Here is a 15,319-nt window from a genome sequence, read left to right as displayed (position 1 = left end):
TTCAACGCTTTCGGCGTCGACCTGTGCCGATCCTGCGGCGGTCTGGGGTGCTTGGATTTGGCGACCATGACGTCGCGCGATACGGCTTCGGCGGGCTCTTCAGCGGCTCTTCAGAGCTCACAAGCGCTCGCTGGTGATCGCGTCTTCGTCGTTGACCCTGACTCCGACAGTGCCGCACTCACGCGTCGGTCGACGCCGCCGCAGCTGCGGTCTTGCGTTGCAGCCGGGGGCGACGGGCATGTGACGGCCGGCGCGGATCAGGCGGCTTCAGTCCTGCCCCGCCTCGCGCGCTCTGACCCTGGGCGGGGGCTGCGGGTCCAGCCCCGGGTGGGTCAAGATCGCCTCGTCCTCGACCAGCACACCCCGGCGCCTGAGCATCTTGATGGGCCGGGTCATGACGGGCTCTCCGGTTGTTTTGGTGGATGACGGGCTGGGCATCGGGGTGGCGGGGTGCGAGGGGGCCCGACGGGCCGCCGAGGTCGTCGGCCGACGCCTATTGTTGTGCGTGCGATCGCAATCTGCTGAAGCGGTTCGGGCAGTTGCGGCTGCCGGAGTCAAGCCGCCAGTGCAGGCCCTTGCGACAACAGCTCCTTTCAGCGGTTTGGCCACGTGCGCACGGTTGCGGGCGGGGCGGTTGCGGGCGGGCTGGCCCGAGCGCCGCAGACCCGGGGTGGGTTCGCCAATCATGGACCAGCAAGACCTGTCTTGACCCCGCGGCGCAAGCGCCGACGGCCCGGCCGCTACCCGGCCGCGGCCAGTGCTGGCGCGGCGATCAGCGCCGAGGCCGGCTGCGGCACGCCGTACAGGTAGCCCTGCACCAGCGTCACGCCCTCGCGCCGCAGCGCATAGGCCTGCGCCTCGGTCTCCACGCCCTCGGCCAGCAGCTCGATCTCCATGCTGCGGGCCAGTGCCGTGATCGCCCGCAGCATCGCCCGCGACCGTACGCCCTGCGGCAACTCCGACACGATGCTGCGGTCGAGTTTCAGCCGCTGCACCGGCAAGCGCAGCGCGTGCGCCAGGCTGGAATGGCCGGCGCCGAAATCGTCCAGCGCCAGGCGCACGCCCAAGGCGCGCAGGGCCGCAAGCTGCGGTCCCACCGCATGGAGGTCGCGGATCGCGATCGCCTCGGGGATCTCGATCTCGATCCTCGCGGATTCCAGTCCACGCGCGACCAGGGCGACGCCCAGCCGGCCCGGGAAGGTCGGGTCGGTCAACGATTCCGCGGTGACGTTGATGGCGATCACCGGCGGCAGGCGGGGCCGGCCCAGCCACGCGGCTGCCTGGTCCAGCGCGAGCGCGATCACCCGATCGTCGAGCGCGCGGGCGTGGCCCATGGCGACCGCCGCACCCACCACTTCCATCGGCGAGACGCGGCCCAGGCGCGGGCTATCGAAGCGCAGCAGCGCTTCGGCGCCGGCCAGCGCGCGGGTGCGGATCTCGAATTGCGGCTGCCAGGCCAGATGCAGGCGAGCACCCGCGCTGTCGGGGTCGAGCAGCGCCTCGCGCAGCTCGACGCGCAGCTGCTCGGCGCGGAATTCGGCCGCGCCAAGCTCCTCCGAGTAGGCCAGCACGGCGCTGCGGCCGCTGCGCTTGGCCTGGTAGAGCGCGAGGTCGGCGTGGCGCAGCAGCTGCGCGGGCCCGGGGACGCCGGCGCAGGTGGAGGCCAGCCCCATGCTGCAGCCGAAGTCGAGCGCGCTGCCCTCAATCGTGCAGGGGGCGGTGATCGCGCCGTGCAGCCGCCGGGCGAGCCCGAAGGCGGTGTCGCCGCCGACGCCGCGCAGCACGATCGCGAACTCGTCACCGCCCAGGCGGCAGACCGTGTCGGCCGGGCGCACGGCGGCGCGCATGCGGCCTGCCACCTCGGCCAGCAGTGCATCGCCCACCGCGTGGCCGTGCAGGTCGTTGACCTGCTTGAAGTGGTCGAGGTCGGCCAGAGCCAGCGTCGCGCCGGCAGGGTCAGACGCGGCCTCGGCCAGGGCGGCCTGGAACGCGGCGCGGTTGCCGAGGCCGGTCAGTGGGTCGTGCCGGGCCAGGTGCGTGATCTGCGCCTGGGCCGCCTTGGTCGCGCTGATGTCGAGCGCGAAGCCGGCGACGCAGCCGCTGGGCAGGCGCTTCTTGACCACGTGCATCCAGCGGCCGTCGGGATAGAGGCGCTCGAACGGGGTGCCGTCGGCGGCCTCGTGCGCGGCCAGCCGGCGGGCAAGCTCGGCCTCGACCTCGTGCGGGTGGGTCGCCTGCACGGCCACGCGCATGATCGCCTCGTAAGTCAGCGGCCGTGGCAGGCTGGCGAAGCTGACCTTGTGGAGGTCCTGGTAGGTGTCGTTGTGCAGCAGCAGGCGGCCATCGGGGGCGAAGGCGGCGAACTGGCACGGCAGCAGCTCGATCGACTGTGTCAGGACGGCGGTTATGTCGCGCTCGCGCGCGGCGTTGCGGCGGGCGCGAATCCAAAGCGCCAGCAGCGCGGCCGAGCCGGAGGCCAGGGCAAGGCTTACAGCCGGCCAGAGCCATTGCGCCGCGCCGAGGAGGGTGTTGTCCATGACGGCATCCTGGGACAGACCGATAGACTCGGATGCTAGCGATAGATGGAACCTGGGTTACTGCCCGCATGCAGCAAAAAGAAGTGGTTTTTCAGGTCGAAAGGCCAAATCAAAAACGAAAGAGTGGGCACTGGACCAAGTCGTCGACACCGTGCAAGAGAAAGTGCAGAAGGCGGTGGAGATCGTCGAGGTGGATGGATTTTCTTGCTGCGGCTTCCTTGTTCTCTGCAAGGAAGATCAGTGCATGACGCCGGCGTAGACATTCGGGAAGTGGCGCTCGCGCAGGTACATGGTGGACCCCATGACCTTGCGCCCGTGGTCGCTGACGCGCCAGCGTCGGGTGCGCGGGATCTTGGCGATCGGGCCTTGCGCATGCAGTCGCCTGAAGCGGCGGCCGACCTTCGCACTGGCCTTCCTTGGGACGAGCAAACGCCCTCGGGATCGACTTGTGACGACCCCGTGATCAACCAGGCGATCACCCAAGGTTCATCGGCGCCTTCATCTTCGGCTGGCCCTCGATCATCGCGGTGGTCATCAACTGCGTGAAGGGCAGCGACGCCCGCGGCACCTGGCTCGTGTCCCACTACAACTGGCAGATTCGCACCTTTTTGGTCCGCGCCGCTGTGGGCCGCGCTGGTGTTCGTGGTGTCGGTGCCGCTGGCGCTCTTGCTGATCGGGTTCGGCACCTGGTGAACTTCCGCTGGCGCATGACCACCACCTGGCCGGCCGGTCTGCCCTTCTACCAGGTGGGCCCCGGCAGTGCGGCCACCTTTGCCGAGCGCGTGGACAAGAGGTCCAACAGCCGCATCAAGATCCAGGTGTTCGCCGCCGGCGAACTGCTGCCGGCCTTCGCGGCGCAGTACGTTGCCACCGTGCCCGTCGGCATGAGCTTCCTGGGCCACTGCGCGTGGCTGCCGTTCGGCGGCGGCAATGCGCTGTGGGAGGAGACCTACCGCCCGCTGAAGGTGGTGCCGTTTGCGGCCGGCTGCTCGGGCGTGCAGACGACGGGCTGGTTCAAGAAGGAGATCCGCAGCCTGGCGGACCGGAAGGGCGTGAAGATGCGGATTCCGGGGCTGGCGGGGCGCATCTGCTCGGCGCTCGGCGTGGAAGTGCGCCAGTTGCCCGGCGGCGAGAACTTCCCGGCACTGGAGCGCGGCGTGATCGATGCAGCCGAGTTCGTCGTCCCGTTCCTCGACGCGCGCCCGGGACTGCCGAACGCGGGGAAGAACAATTACGCCAGCGGTTGGCACGAGCCCAGCACGGTCTCGGAGATCGTCATCCAGCGAAAGATCGGGGGGAGGGGCTGCCGGCCGACGTGGTCAAGGCGCTGCGCGCAACCACGGCCGATGTCCTCAACGAGGCCGGTCAAGGTGCCCAGCCGCGGTGGCGCCGACGCGCGAGTTCGGCGAGCAGGCCCCCGGAATCGGAGGGCACGGCCGAGGCGGACCGCCCCGCGCCCTCGGGGGCCGGGACCTGGTCGGTGGTCTCGACCGCCATGTCGAGCGTCGCCAGCACCGCTTCGTCGACGAAGCGCGAGCGCAGCGCCGTGACGTGACGCCCGCCCCACGCGCGCTGCTGCGTGACGTGGAAGGCCTGCGGCGCCCACAGCGCCAGCGTGTCGCGTGCACGCGTCATGCCCACGTAGAGCAGGCGGCGTTCCTCCTCGATCTCGGTGGCGCGACCCGTGGCCAGGTCGGACGGGATGGCGCCGTCGACCACGCGCAGGATGTGCACAGCGCTCCACTCCTGGCCCTTGGCCGAGTGGAGCGTCGACAGCGTGAGCCAGTCGTCGTCGCGCAGTGGCGGGCCCGCCTCGGCGCCATGACCCGAGGGCGGCTCGAGCACCAGCTCGGTGACGAAGGCCAGGCGGTCGCGGTGGCGTGCTGCGCTGGTGGCCAGCTGCTGCAGCTCGGTGGCGCGCGGCGTGGCGTCGGCGTGCAGCCTCTCCAGGTGCGGGCGGTACCAATCGAGCACGCGGGCCATGTCGTCGGGCCAGCGCGCCTGCGGGCCGCGCAGGGTCTGCATCAGCGCACGCAATGCCGCCCAGGGGGTGGCAGCGGCGCGGGGCGGCTCGAAGCGATCCGGGTCGTACCCCACCGCCGCCAGGCGCTGCAGCGCCGCCGGCCCGATGCCGGGCACCAGCCTCGCCACGCGCTGCGCGGCCAGCGTGGCCGCCGGGTTATCGGCCCAGCGCAGCACGGCCAGCACGTCCTTGACGTGCGCCGCCTCCATAAAGCGCAGGCCGCCGAACTTGACGTAGGGCACGCGGCGGCGCAGGAGCTCCAGCTCCAGCGCCTGGCTGTGCGTGGCGGTGCGGAACAGCACGGCCTGGCGCCGCAAGGCCAGGCCGCCCTCTCGCGCCTCGAGCACGGCGCCGGCCACGCCGCGGGCCTCGGCGGCCTCGTCGGCGGCCAGGTGCAGTGTCGGGCGCGCGCCCGGCGGCCGCGGGCTCGTCAGCGTCTTGGCGAAGCGCTCGGTGGCCTGTGCGATCACGGCGTTGCTGCTGGCCACGATCTGGGGCGTGCTGCGGTGGTTGATGGTCAGCACGAGCACGCGCGCCGGTGGCGAGCAGCGCGCCGGGAAACCCAGCATGCCGGCCACGGCCGCACCTCGGAAGCCGTAGATGGCTTGCGCGTCGTCGCCGACCGCGGTCAGCCCCCGGCCGCCCGGGCGCAGCAACTCGACGATGCGCCACTGCAGCGGGTTGAGGTCCTGCACCTCGTCGACGAGGACGTGATCGAAGCGCGCGCGCAGCCGCTCGGCCACCGGCCCTTGCTGCAGCGCCAGCTGCCAGGCGTCGAGCAGGTCGTCGTAGTCGAGCAGGCGCTGCTGCAGCTTGGCGTTGCCATAGGCCGCGAACAGCGACGCGAGTGTGCGGCTGTCGTCGTCGCCTGGCAGCTGGCACCAGGGGAAGTGCAGCCGCAGCACCTCGGCCAAGGGCAGGCCGGTGGCCACGCCGCGCGCGTGGATCGCCAGGCAGACGGCGGCTGTGGGCACGCGGTGGGCGGCCACTGAACGGCCGGCCAGGCCGAGGGCCAGGCGCTGCTGGGCCATCAGCTCCTCGGCGTCGGCGCCATCGAGCACCGAGAAGCCAGGATCCAGCCCCAGTGCCACGGCCTCGGCACGCAGCAACCTGGCCGCGATGCCGTGGAAGGTGCCGCACCAGGGCAGCCGCGGCGCCGGCGTGCTGGCGGGCAGTCCGAGCATGGCGTGCAGCCGCGCAGCGGCGCGTTCGGCCAGCTCGATGGCCGCGCGGCGCGAGAAGCTGAGCAGCAGGACGCGTCTGGGGTCGGCCCCACGCTGCACCAGCGCTGCCAGGCGGGCAGCCAGCGTGGTGGTCTTGCCGCTGCCGGCGCCGGCCACCACGAGCAGCGGCCCGTCGCCGTGGTGCACGGCGGCGTGCTGCTCGGCGCTCAGCTCGCCGGTGCGCGCCACGGTGGAGAGATCGGCCATCGTCACGATGGCGCGGACTGTATAGGCATCCAGGCCAGAAAAGCCGACGGCTGGCCTGCCCGGAGGGACTCGAACCCCCGACCTGCGGCTTAGAAGGCCGCTGCTCTATCCAGTTGAGCTACGGGCAGCAGGGCCCGATTGTCGGGCAGCCCGCGTCAGCGCTGCCGATACTGCCCCTGGCCAAACAGCAACTCGCGCGCCTTGTCGTCGGTGAGGGGCTTGCGCGCCGCAGCCAGCACCTCGCAGCCGCGCTGCACCGCGGGCCGGGCGCCGATCTCGTCGAACCAGCGGCGCAGGTTCGGATAGTCGTTCCAGTCGATGCCCTGGTTCTTCCAGCTGCGCAGCCAGGGGTAGACCGCGATGTCGGCGATCGAGTACTCGGGCCCGCCCAGGTACTTGCTTCGCGCCAGCCGTTTGTTCATCACACCGTAAAGGCGGCGGGCCTCGTTGGTGTAGCGGTCGATGGCGTACGCAATCTTCTCGGGCGCGTAGATGCGGAAGTGGTGGGCCTGGCCCAGCATCGGGCCGACGCCGCCCATCTGGAACATCAGCCACTGCAGCACCTCGTACTTCGCGGCTGTGCCCTCGGGAAGGAAGCGGCCGGTCTTGCCGGCCAGGTAGAGCAGGATCGCGCCGCTCTCGAACAGCGAGATCGGCTGGCCGTCGGGCCCGTCGGGGTCGGTGATGGCCGGGATCTTGTTGTTGGGGCTGATGGCCAGGAACTCGGGCTTGAACTGGTCGCCCGCGCCGATGTCCACCGCGTGCACACGGTAGGGCAGGCCGCACTCCTCGAGCATGATGTGGACCTTGTGGCCGTTGGGGGTGGCCCACGAATACACTTCGATCATCGTGTCGTCTCCTGGCGGACCCGAGGGATTCTGAACCATGCTGGGCGTACTGAAGCGGCTGTTCTCCGGCGCCGGTGGCACCGCTCAGGAGAGTCATGACTGGGAAGACCTCGTGCCCTGGGCACATCAGCGTCAATACGGTTTCCGCCCTGTGCCCGACGAAGGCTTCGTGGTTGACGGCCGACTCGGTGCATCGCCCTGGAGGCTCGAGTGGGGGCCTTCACAGCGGCCGTACATCGCCGGGCACGAACTGCGCATCCGAGCCGAGTTGGGCCTGAGCGCCGAGCTGCAGGTGGTGGTGATGAACGTTCCACTGCAGGAGCAGATGGAAAAGGACGTCTTCGAACAGTACGTCGAGGGCGTGCAGACGCGCATCGACAACCAGACGCCGCCCGAGATGCGCTGGCTGGTGATGTTCCCCAGGCTCGACAGCAAGGACCTGGGCCAGCTCGCCGACCGCTACGTCGCGCTGTCCAGCCTCAAGCCCTGGCTGCTGCAGTGGCTGGCCGGACCTCTGGCGCAGTCGCTGGCAGCGCTGCGTGTCGAGGCCGCGGTGCCGATGGTGCTGATGATCGGCCGCGGTCGCCTCATGCTGCGCACTGCGCTGGCCGATCCCGAGCTGCCGGCGCTCCAGGCTTGGCTGCGCCTGTTCGAGACCGCGATGCGCGAGGCGCAGCGCGTGGCCGCCGGGAGCCGCGACGCGAATTCGCCGAGCCTGCTGCCCGGGTTGTCGAGCACCAGCGCTCTGCCCGGCGACGAGCGCAGCAGGTAAGCCTGGATCCGGCAGTTGACCGCTCTCCTTGCGCGGCCAAAGGATTCGGGATCAAGCGCTTGTTGCCACGACCGACTGCCGGAACCACGGCAACTCGCAGCAGCCGAAGCAGCCGAGGGATTTCGCCTTGGTCGAAGCGCCTTCGGCCCAAGAGCTCGGACAGCCTCACACCCTCGGCATCACTTTGCCGATCTCCAGCTTCGCGATCGCGTTGCGGTGCACCTCGTCGGGCCCGTCGGCGAAGCGCAGCGTGCGCGACAACGTGTAGAAGTAGGCCAAGGGCGTGTCCTGGCTCATGCCGGCGCCGCCGAAGACCTGCATCGCCCAGTCGATCACCTTGCAGGCCATCTGCGGTGCCACGACCTTGATCATGGCGATCTCCGCCTTGGCGCTCTTGTTGCCGGCGCGGTCCATCATCCACGCGGCTTTCAGCGTGAGCAGTCGCGCCTGGTCGATCAGGCAGCGGGCCTCGGCGATGCGCTCCTGCGTCACTGTCTGCTGCGCGATGGTCTTGCCGAAGGCAGTGCGGGCCACGGCGCGCTCGCACATCAGCTTGAGCGCACGCTCGGCAATGCCGATCAGCCGCATGCAGTGGTGGATGCGACCGGGGCCGAGCCGGCCCTGAGCGATCTCGAAGCCGCGGCCCTCGCCCAGCAGGATGTGGTCGTCCGGCACGCGCACGTTGACGAAGTCAACCTCCATGTGGCCGTGCGGTGCGTCGTCGTAGCCGAACACCGTGAGCGGCCGCAGCACGGTGATGCCCGGCGTGTTCGCGGGAACTACGATCATCGACTGCTGCGAGTGGCGCGGAGCCTGCGGGTCGGTCTTGCCCATGAAGATGTACACGGCGCAGCGCGGGTCGCCGGCGCCACTGGTCCACCACTTGCGGCCGTTGATGACGTAGCGACTGCCGTCGCGGCGGATGTCGGCTTGGATGTTGGTGGCGTCGGAGCTGGCCACCGCGGGCTCGGTCATCGCGAAGGCGCTGCGGATCTCGCCGGCCAGCAGCGGCTCGAGCCAGCGCTTCTTGAGTTCGGGCGTGGCGTAGCGCGCGAACACCTCCATGTTGCCGGTGTCGGGCGCGCTGCAGTTGAAGACCTCGCTGCTCCAGGGCACGGCGCCCATGATCTCGGCCAGCGGCGCGTAGTCCTGGTTGCTCAGGCCAAAGCCGTACTCGGCCTCGCCACGCTCCAGCGCGGCCTGTCCCTCCGCGGTCGGCGGGAGGAACAGGTTCCACAGCCCGGCTTCGCGCGCCTTGGGCTTGAGCCGTTCGATGGTCTGCAGCGGCGTCCAGCGGCGACCGGCGCGCGTGTTGGCCTCGATCTCCTCGAAGTAGGCCGGCTCGGCCGGGTAAACGTGCTCGGCCATGAAGGCGTTCAGCCGCGTGGCGAGTTGCTGGGTGCGCGGCGAGTAGTCGAAGTCCATCGTGTCGTCTCCGGTTGATGCGGGGTGGCCGCGCTCAGGCCGCCTGGCGGGCAAAGTGCCAGGCCAGCTCGGCCAGCGTGCGCGTGGCGGCGCCCGTGGCGCGTGCCTCGGCGCTCGACGCGATGCCGTCGACCACGCGCTTGGCGATGCCCTGGGTGATGCTGCCCAGGCGGAACAGGTTGTAGGCGAGGTAGAAGTTCCAGTCGGCCATCAGCGCCCCGGTGGATGCGCCGCCAAGCCCGGTGCGCTCGGCGTAACGCCGCACGTACTCGGCCTCGGTGGGAATGCCCAGCGCTGCGAGATCAAGCCCGCCGATGCCGCGGAACACGCCCGGCGGGATATGCCAGGCCATGCAGTGGTAGCTGAAGTCCGCCAGCGGGTGGCCCAGCGTCGACAGCTCCCAGTCGAGCACCGCCAAGACCCGCGGCTCGGTGGCGTGGAACACCAGGTTGTCCAGGCGGAAGTCGCCGTGGACCACCGAGGCCTGCCGCTCGTCGCGCGCGCTGGCCGGCAGGCGCGCGGGCAGCCAATCGATCAGGCGCTCCATCTCGGGGATGTCCTCGGTGCGTGAGGCCAGGTACTGCTTGCTCCAGCGGCCGATCTGGCGCTCGAAGTAACTGCCGGGCTTGCCGTAGTCGGCCAGGCCCGCGGCGGCCACGTCCACCGTGTGCAGCGCCGCAATGACACGGTTCATCTCGTCGTAGACCGCGCCGCGCTCGGCCGTGCTCATGCCGGGCAGAGATTGCTCCCACAGCACACGGCCCTCGACGAACTCCATGACGTAGAACGCGCGGCCGATGACGGACTCGTCCTCGCACAGCAGGCCCATCGCCGGCACCGGAACGCCGCGGCCGGCCAGCGCCTTCATCACGCGGTATTCGCGCTCGATGGCGTGCGCCGATGGCAGCAGCTTCGCCACCGGCCCCGGCTTGCTGCGCAAAGCCCAGCGCCGGGTGGGCGTGGCCAGCAGGTAGGTGGGGTTGCTCTGGCCGCCCTTGAACTGCGTCACGGTCAGCGTGCCGTCGAAGCCGGGCAGGTGCTGCACGAGGTGGCGCTCGAGCGCGGCGACGTCGAAGGCGTGGCTCTCGGCCATCGGCCTGGTGCCGGTGTAGCGGTCCATGTGGGGCGGGTCTCCGGTCTAGTCGTTCAAGCGTGGCGGGCGCGTCTTCAACGCTCGGCCGCAGCCATCAGCTTCTCGCGCGAGGTCACCACCAGCCGCGTCGGCTCCACGCGCAGGGCGCCCTCGCGCTCGAAGCCCTTCAGCTCCTGATTGACGCGCTGGCGCGAGGCACCGAGCAGTTGCGCCAGATCTTCCTGCGCCAGCGCCAGGCCGATGCGGATCTCGCTGCCGTCGGACCCATGTGCGACGCCGTAGCTGCGCGCCAGCAGCAACAGCTGCTTGGCCAGCCGCGCCTGCAGCGGGCGCGTGTTCAGGTCCTCGAAGCTGTCGAACATCAGGCGCAGGCGGCGGCAGTTCAGTCGCAGCAGCGCGTCGTACAGCTCCACGTGGTGCTGCAGCAGCGCGCGGAAATCGGTCTTGCGCACGGTGAGCAGCGTCGTCGGGCCGTGCGCATCGGCATCGTGCGTGCGCGGCAGGCCGTCGAAGAGTGCGATGTCGCCGAACCAGCTGCCTGGCTCGGCGTAGGTGAGCGTCACCTGCTTGCCCGACAGCGACACCGAGCTGATGCGCACTGCGCCGCGTGCCACCGCGCACCACTCCTCGGCCGGCGCGCCACGGCTGGCCAAGGGTTCGGCGTCGGCCAAGCGCCGCACCCGGGCGCGTGACAAGATGTCTGCTCGTAAGGGGGTCGAGAGCTTGCTGAACCACGCGCCGCTGTCGATGTTGTGCTGTTCGTCGAGTGTAAGGACCGGGGTATTCATGGCTTGTCGTGCGAGCGACAGGGGCGGAACATGCATTGTCGCCCTCTCCGGAGTCGCCCATGAGCACGAGCGCCGAGCCCGCCGCGGTCCGCCCCACCCACATCGCCGACGCGGAGTGGCGGCTGCGCTGCGACCTCGCCGCGGCCTACCGCTTGGTGGCGCTGTTCGGATGGGACGACCTGGTCTTCACGCACATCAGCGCCCGCGTCGACGACGATCGCGGTGAACCCACGGGCGCCTTCCTCATCAATCCCTACGGCCTGATGTTCGAGGAGATGACGGCGTCCAGCCTGGTCAAGGTCGATGCGCACGGCGTCAAGCTCGACGACACGCCGCATGCCGTGAACCCCGCGGGCTTCGTCATCCACAGCGCCGTGCACGGCGCACGCCACGACGCCGGCTGTGTGCTGCACACGCACACCATCAACGGCGTGGCGGTCTCGGCGCAGAAGGGCGGGCTGCTGCCGATCTCGCAGCACTCGATCTTCGTGCTGTCGTCGCTCGGTTATCACAACTACGAAGGCGTGGCACTGCGCGATGACGAGAAGCCGCGCCTCGTGGCCGACCTCGGCACCAACACCCACCTCATGCTGCGCAACCACGGTCTGCTCGCGGTGGGCCGCAGCGTGGCCGAGGCCTTCCTGGCGATGTACTTCTTCGAGACCTCGTGCAGCATCCAGTTGCGTGCGCAGGCCGGTGGCGGCGCGCTCATCGGCATCGATCCGGGCATCGTGGCCACCGCGCGAGAGCAGGCTGCCGCCGGCACGCGCGGCCTTGGCGCACAAATTGCTTGGCCGGGCCTGCTCCGGCGTTTGGCATGCCATCACCCGGGATGGGATCGCTGAGTGCCGAACGCCGCAGGCTGCCCGGCCACGAAAGATGACACGATCCTGCTCCTGCTGCCAGGCAGGGCCTCGCCCCCTGCGGCGCTCCGTGCACCCTTCTGCTAGAGTGAATTCGCTGAAGTAACTCGACACAAGACTTACCTGATGCATCGCCGCTGGCCCTGGTTCGCACGGAACACCGGCGGGGCCATGATCCGGTACGCGACCGCCTGTCTGCTGGCCATGGCAGGCGGGGCTGGCGCCGCGAGCCTTGGTCCTGCTGAATCTGGCGCCACGCTGGGCCAGCCCCTGAACTTCGGAGTGGCCGCCCGGCTCGACCCGGGCGAGGTCCTCAGCTCCGAGTGCGTGTCGGCCGATGTCGTCATCGGCGACCGTCGCGTTCCACCGCCGCTGGTGCGCACTCTCGTGGACATGACGAGCGCGACGGCGGCACGCGTGCGGGTGCAGACCCAGGGCAACGTGGACGAACCCGTCGTGCAGGTGCAACTGGTCGTGATCTGCAGCAACCGCATGGCCCGCAGCTACGTGGTGTTCGCCGACCCCCCCGACATGGGCATGTCGTCGCCGTCGCCGACTCAGGCCCTGGCAGTCAGCCCGCCTGTCGTTTCGGCGGCCGTGTCAGCCGGGCGGGGTGTTGATGCGATGCCGGCAGCGCCTGCCGAACCACCGCGGACCGCGCCCTCGGCTGCGTTGTCCGCGGAGCAGGACCTTGCACGTGAGGCACGTCGGGCTCGGCTGAGCGAGGAGCGGCTGGCCCGACAGCGTGCTGCCCGCGAGACCCGGCAGCGCGCCGAAGCGGAGCGTGCCGGCGCGGCACCGCGGCTGCAGCTTGACCTGACCGAGGTCGCACCCCGACGCGGCAGCGGCAAATCGCAGCCCAATGCCGTAGCGCAGGCCATGGCGGCCGTCGCCCAGGCCGCCAGTGCCGCGCAAGCGGCTGCTTACGCCGCCTCGGCTTCGGCACAGCGCGTGGAGGCGCTTGAGTTGGAGTTGGCCCAGCTGCGCAGCGAGGGTGCGGCCAGCCGCGACCTGATTGCCTCGCTGAGCGGGCAGCTGCTCGAGGCCCAATCGTCGTCACGCTGGACGATGCCCCTGATGCTGTCCTGGCTGCTGCTGGCCGCGGTGGCGGCGTGGCTGGCGTGGCGCCTGGGCCGCGTGCAGGCAGCACAGCGCGAGCAGTGGCAACAGCAGGCCGACGCCTTCGGCGGCGCCGGGCCCGACACATCGCTGTCGGGTCAGGGCGGTCTCGACGCAACGCCGTCGTCCCGGATGCCGGCGGCGCCGGTGGCCTTCATGTCGCGGGAGGGTGGCAGCTCCCCCGTCAGCAGCAGCCCCGAGAGCGGCACCGTGACGGAAGCCGGGCGCAAGCTGGCCGCAGCCAGCGCTGGTGCTCAGCGCGGGTGGCCGCCAGCGGCCCCACCCCTGGCCTGGCCGCCGCCCCCGACCACGCTGCCTCCTGGCATGCGCAGCGAGACACTGCCTGGCCAAGACGCTGATGTGAATCTCCTTGGCCAACCGCCGGCCGTGGCCTTGTTCGAGCCAGGCGGCTTGCCCGATAGACCGTTGAACCGCGCCGACACGCAGCCGGGGGGTGGACGTGGCAACGAGGCGTCGCCTCGCGACGTGTCGATAGAGGAACTGCTTGACCTTGAGCAGCAGGCCGAGTTCTTCATGGTGCTGGGTCAGGACGAGGCCGCGGTCAACTTGCTGGCCGAGCATCTGCGCAGCACCGGTGGCGGCAGTCCGCTGCCCTACCTGAAGCTGCTGGAGATCCACCACCGCAGAGACGACCACGCGGCCTATGAGCGCATGCGCCAGCGCTTCAACCAGCGCTTCAACGCCTACGCGCCGCAGTGGGGTGTCGATCTCACCAGCGGCCGCTTGCTGGAAGACTACCCCGGCATCGTCCCGCGTCTGCAGCAGGTCTGGGGGCGGCCGCTGGACGCTGTGGCAGAGCTTGAAGCATTGCTGTACCGCAAGAGCCGCGGCGAGCTGTTCGACCTGCCTGCCTACCGCGAGGTGCTGATCCTGTACGCCTTGGCGCGCGACCTGCTCGACCTCGACGTTGCGGATGCCGGCAGCGTCGATCTGCTGCTGCCCATGTCCGACGTCGGCGCCAACGACATCACCGCTCCAGCCTCGCTTCGACGGCTGGGCCACGACGCCTTCAAGGACACGATGCGGCCCGATGACAGTCTGACCAATGCGCCCGTGGACTTCGTCCTCACCGGCGGCGACCGGGACACGAGCCTTTCCGATCTGCTCGAAGAGAAGTCGCGTCTTCGACCCTAGCGTGGGCTGGATTTCTGCCGCCCACCCACCACGCCGCTACAAGCTCGCCAGCCGCTCCAGCGCACGCGCCAGCGTGTCGTCCCGCTTCGCGAAGCACAGGCGCGCGAGCTTCTGATCCAGGCCGCCGTCGTAGAACACCGACAGCGGGATCGCTGCGACACCGATCTCGGCGGTGAGCCAGCGGCAGAAGCCGAGTTCATCGAGATCGCTCACCGCCGAGTAGTCCACAAGCTGGAAGTAGCTCCCTTCGCAGGGCAGAAGCCGCAGCCGCGTCGCCGCCAGACCGTCCCGGAAGAGGTCGCGCTTGCGCTGGTAGAAGGCCGCAAGCGTGGCGTAGGGCGCCGGGTCGGCCAGGTAACGTGCCAGCCCGTGCTGAACTGGGGTGTTGACGGTGAAGACGTTGAACTGGTGGACCTTGCGGAACTCCGTCGTCAACGCGGCCGGCGCGGCCACAGTGCCGACCTTCCAGCCGGTGACGTGGAAGGTCTTGCCGAAGCTGGACACCACGAAAGCGCGCGCGGCCAGGGCCGGCACGCTGCTGGCGCTGATGTGCGGCCGGGCGTCGAACACCATGTGCTCGTAGACCTCGTCGCTGACGAGCAGCGCCTCGGTGGGTGCGAGCAGCGCCGCCAGCTGCAGCCAGTCGGCCTGCGTCCAGACCGTGGCGCTGGGGTTGTGTGGACTGTTTACGATCAACAGGCGAGTGCGGGGCGTGAGCGCTGCGCTGATCCGCTGGAAATCGGGGCGGAAGCTGCCCGGGGTGAGCGGTACGCGCACGACCCGGCCGCCGGCGAGCTCGATGTTCGGCGCGTAGCTGTCGTAGCAGGGCTCGAGCACGATCACCTCGTCGCCCGGGTGGACCACGGCGAGGATGGCCGTCAGGATGGCCTGCGTGGCACCGGCGGTGATGGTGATCTCGCTGTCGGCGTCATACCGGCGGTCGTACAGTGCCGCGATCTTGTCGGCCACGCGCTGCCGCAGCAGCGGCACACCCGCCATGGGCGGGTACTGGTTCAGCCCTTCGCGCATGGCCGCGTGAACGGCGTCGAGCAGCGCCGGGTCGCAGTCGAAATCGGGGAAACCCTGGCCCAGGTTGACGGCACCACGCTCGGCGGCCAGAGCCGACATGACGGTGAAGATGGTAGTGCCCACCTGCGGCAGGCGGCTGGCGAGGGCTGGCGTGCGGACGGCGTTGTCGGGCATGGGTTCGGACCTAGGAGCGTGGGCGGCAGATATCCAGCCCCGCGCCGGGGCGGCCAAAGCCAC

The 15,319-nt window shown here is 70.1% G+C and carries 12 protein-coding genes and 1 tRNA gene; 4 read left to right on the top strand and 9 right to left on the bottom strand.

Annotation, left to right across the window (positions count from 1 at the left end):
• Positions 1-740: 740 nt before the first annotated feature.
• Positions 741-2,537, bottom strand: coding sequence for an EAL domain-containing protein (locus tag KA711_11685; GenBank protein ID MCM0609631.1), 1,797 nt, complete (start codon positions 2,535-2,537; stop codon positions 741-743).
• Here KA711_11685 and KA711_11680 point away from each other — a divergent pair.
• Positions 2,536-2,796 (top strand): hypothetical protein, encoded by a 261-nt coding sequence (locus KA711_11680; protein MCM0609630.1) that lies wholly within the window; start codon positions 2,536-2,538, stop codon positions 2,794-2,796. The genes KA711_11685 and KA711_11680 overlap by 2 nt on opposite strands.
• Here the strand turns inward: KA711_11680 and KA711_11675 are convergent.
• The 4 genes from KA711_11675 to KA711_11660 all read right to left on the bottom strand — a co-directional run bounded on the left by KA711_11675 (position 2,775) and on the right by KA711_11660 (position 6,838).
• On the bottom strand, positions 2,775-2,966 hold the full coding sequence (locus KA711_11675) for a hypothetical protein (GenBank protein ID MCM0609629.1): 192 nt from the start codon (positions 2,964-2,966) through the stop codon (positions 2,775-2,777). The two genes, KA711_11680 and KA711_11675, sit on opposite strands and share 22 nt — an antisense overlap.
• 936 nt (positions 2,967-3,902) lie before the next feature.
• Entirely contained in the window at positions 3,903-5,996 is a 2,094-nt protein-coding gene (locus tag KA711_11670) for an ATP-dependent helicase (GenBank protein MCM0609628.1), read from the bottom strand.
• A 45-nt stretch (positions 5,997-6,041) separates the two neighbouring features.
• Positions 6,042-6,118 (bottom strand) — tRNA-Arg (locus KA711_11665).
• A gap of 27 nt (positions 6,119-6,145) precedes the next feature.
• Positions 6,146-6,838, bottom strand: a complete 693-nt coding sequence (locus KA711_11660) for a glutathione S-transferase N-terminal domain-containing protein (GenBank protein MCM0609627.1) — start codon at positions 6,836-6,838, stop codon at positions 6,146-6,148.
• Between the two features lie 37 nt (positions 6,839-6,875).
• Here KA711_11660 and KA711_11655 point away from each other — a divergent pair, with 37 nt between their 5' ends.
• A complete protein-coding gene (locus tag KA711_11655) occupies positions 6,876-7,610 on the top strand; it encodes a hypothetical protein (GenBank protein ID MCM0609626.1) in 735 nt (244 codons plus the stop codon).
• A 165-nt stretch (positions 7,611-7,775) separates the two neighbouring features.
• Here KA711_11655 and KA711_11650 read toward each other — a convergent pair whose 3' ends face one another.
• The 3 genes from KA711_11650 to KA711_11640 are packed head-to-tail and all read right to left on the bottom strand — an operon-like array spanning position 7,776 to position 10,916.
• Entirely contained in the window at positions 7,776-9,035 is a 1,260-nt protein-coding gene (locus KA711_11650; protein ID MCM0609625.1) for an acyl-CoA dehydrogenase family protein, read from the bottom strand.
• Between the two features lie 34 nt (positions 9,036-9,069).
• Positions 9,070-10,155, bottom strand: a complete 1,086-nt coding sequence (locus tag KA711_11645) for a phosphotransferase (GenBank protein MCM0609624.1) — start codon at positions 10,153-10,155, stop codon at positions 9,070-9,072.
• A 47-nt stretch (positions 10,156-10,202) separates the two neighbouring features.
• Positions 10,203-10,916: a Crp/Fnr family transcriptional regulator gene (locus tag KA711_11640; protein ID MCM0609623.1), complete on the bottom strand. Its 714-nt coding sequence runs from the start codon at positions 10,914-10,916 to the stop codon at positions 10,203-10,205.
• A gap of 59 nt (positions 10,917-10,975) precedes the next feature.
• Here KA711_11640 and KA711_11635 point away from each other — a divergent pair, with 59 nt between their 5' ends.
• A complete protein-coding gene (locus KA711_11635; GenBank protein ID MCM0609622.1) occupies positions 10,976-11,761 on the top strand; it encodes a class II aldolase/adducin family protein in 786 nt (261 codons plus the stop codon).
• 189 nt (positions 11,762-11,950) lie between these two features.
• Positions 11,951-14,053 (top strand): hypothetical protein, encoded by a 2,103-nt coding sequence (locus KA711_11630; protein ID MCM0609621.1) that lies wholly within the window; start codon positions 11,951-11,953, stop codon positions 14,051-14,053.
• Between the two features lie 36 nt (positions 14,054-14,089).
• On the opposite strand, the gene KA711_11625 is transcribed toward KA711_11630, so the two are convergent.
• A complete protein-coding gene (locus KA711_11625) occupies positions 14,090-15,256 on the bottom strand; it encodes a pyridoxal phosphate-dependent aminotransferase (protein ID MCM0609620.1) in 1,167 nt (388 codons plus the stop codon).
• Between the last annotated feature and the right edge of the window lie 63 nt (positions 15,257-15,319).

It is taken from the genome of Ideonella sp. WA131b, from assembly GCA_023657425.1.
GTDB lineage: Bacteria > Pseudomonadota > Gammaproteobacteria > Burkholderiales > Burkholderiaceae_C > Rubrivivax.
The sequence above is the reverse complement of the archived record's forward strand: the minus strand, read 5'-3'. Positions and strand labels throughout refer to the sequence as shown.

Excerpts from the sequence above, each read along its gene's own strand:
- KA711_11625 (MCM0609620.1), bottom strand. The coding sequence starts at position 15,256 with ATGCCCGACAACGCCGTCCGCACGCCAGCCCTCGCCAGCCGCCTGCCG.
- KA711_11680 (MCM0609630.1), top strand. The coding sequence starts at position 2,536 with ATGACGGCATCCTGGGACAGACCGATAGACTCGGATGCTAGCGATAGA.
- KA711_11660 (MCM0609627.1), bottom strand. The coding sequence starts at position 6,838 with ATGATCGAAGTGTATTCGTGGGCCACCCCCAACGGCCACAAGGTCCAC.
- KA711_11645 (MCM0609624.1), bottom strand. The coding sequence starts at position 10,155 with ATGGACCGCTACACCGGCACCAGGCCGATGGCCGAGAGCCACGCCTTC.
- KA711_11630 (MCM0609621.1), top strand. The coding sequence starts at position 11,951 with ATGATCCGGTACGCGACCGCCTGTCTGCTGGCCATGGCAGGCGGGGCT.
- KA711_11640 (MCM0609623.1), bottom strand. The coding sequence starts at position 10,916 with ATGAATACCCCGGTCCTTACACTCGACGAACAGCACAACATCGACAGC.
- KA711_11635 (MCM0609622.1), top strand. The coding sequence starts at position 10,976 with ATGAGCACGAGCGCCGAGCCCGCCGCGGTCCGCCCCACCCACATCGCC.
- KA711_11650 (MCM0609625.1), bottom strand. The coding sequence starts at position 9,035 with ATGGACTTCGACTACTCGCCGCGCACCCAGCAACTCGCCACGCGGCTG.
- KA711_11685 (MCM0609631.1), bottom strand. The coding sequence starts at position 2,537 with ATGGACAACACCCTCCTCGGCGCGGCGCAATGGCTCTGGCCGGCTGTA.
- KA711_11655 (MCM0609626.1), top strand. The coding sequence starts at position 6,876 with ATGCTGGGCGTACTGAAGCGGCTGTTCTCCGGCGCCGGTGGCACCGCT.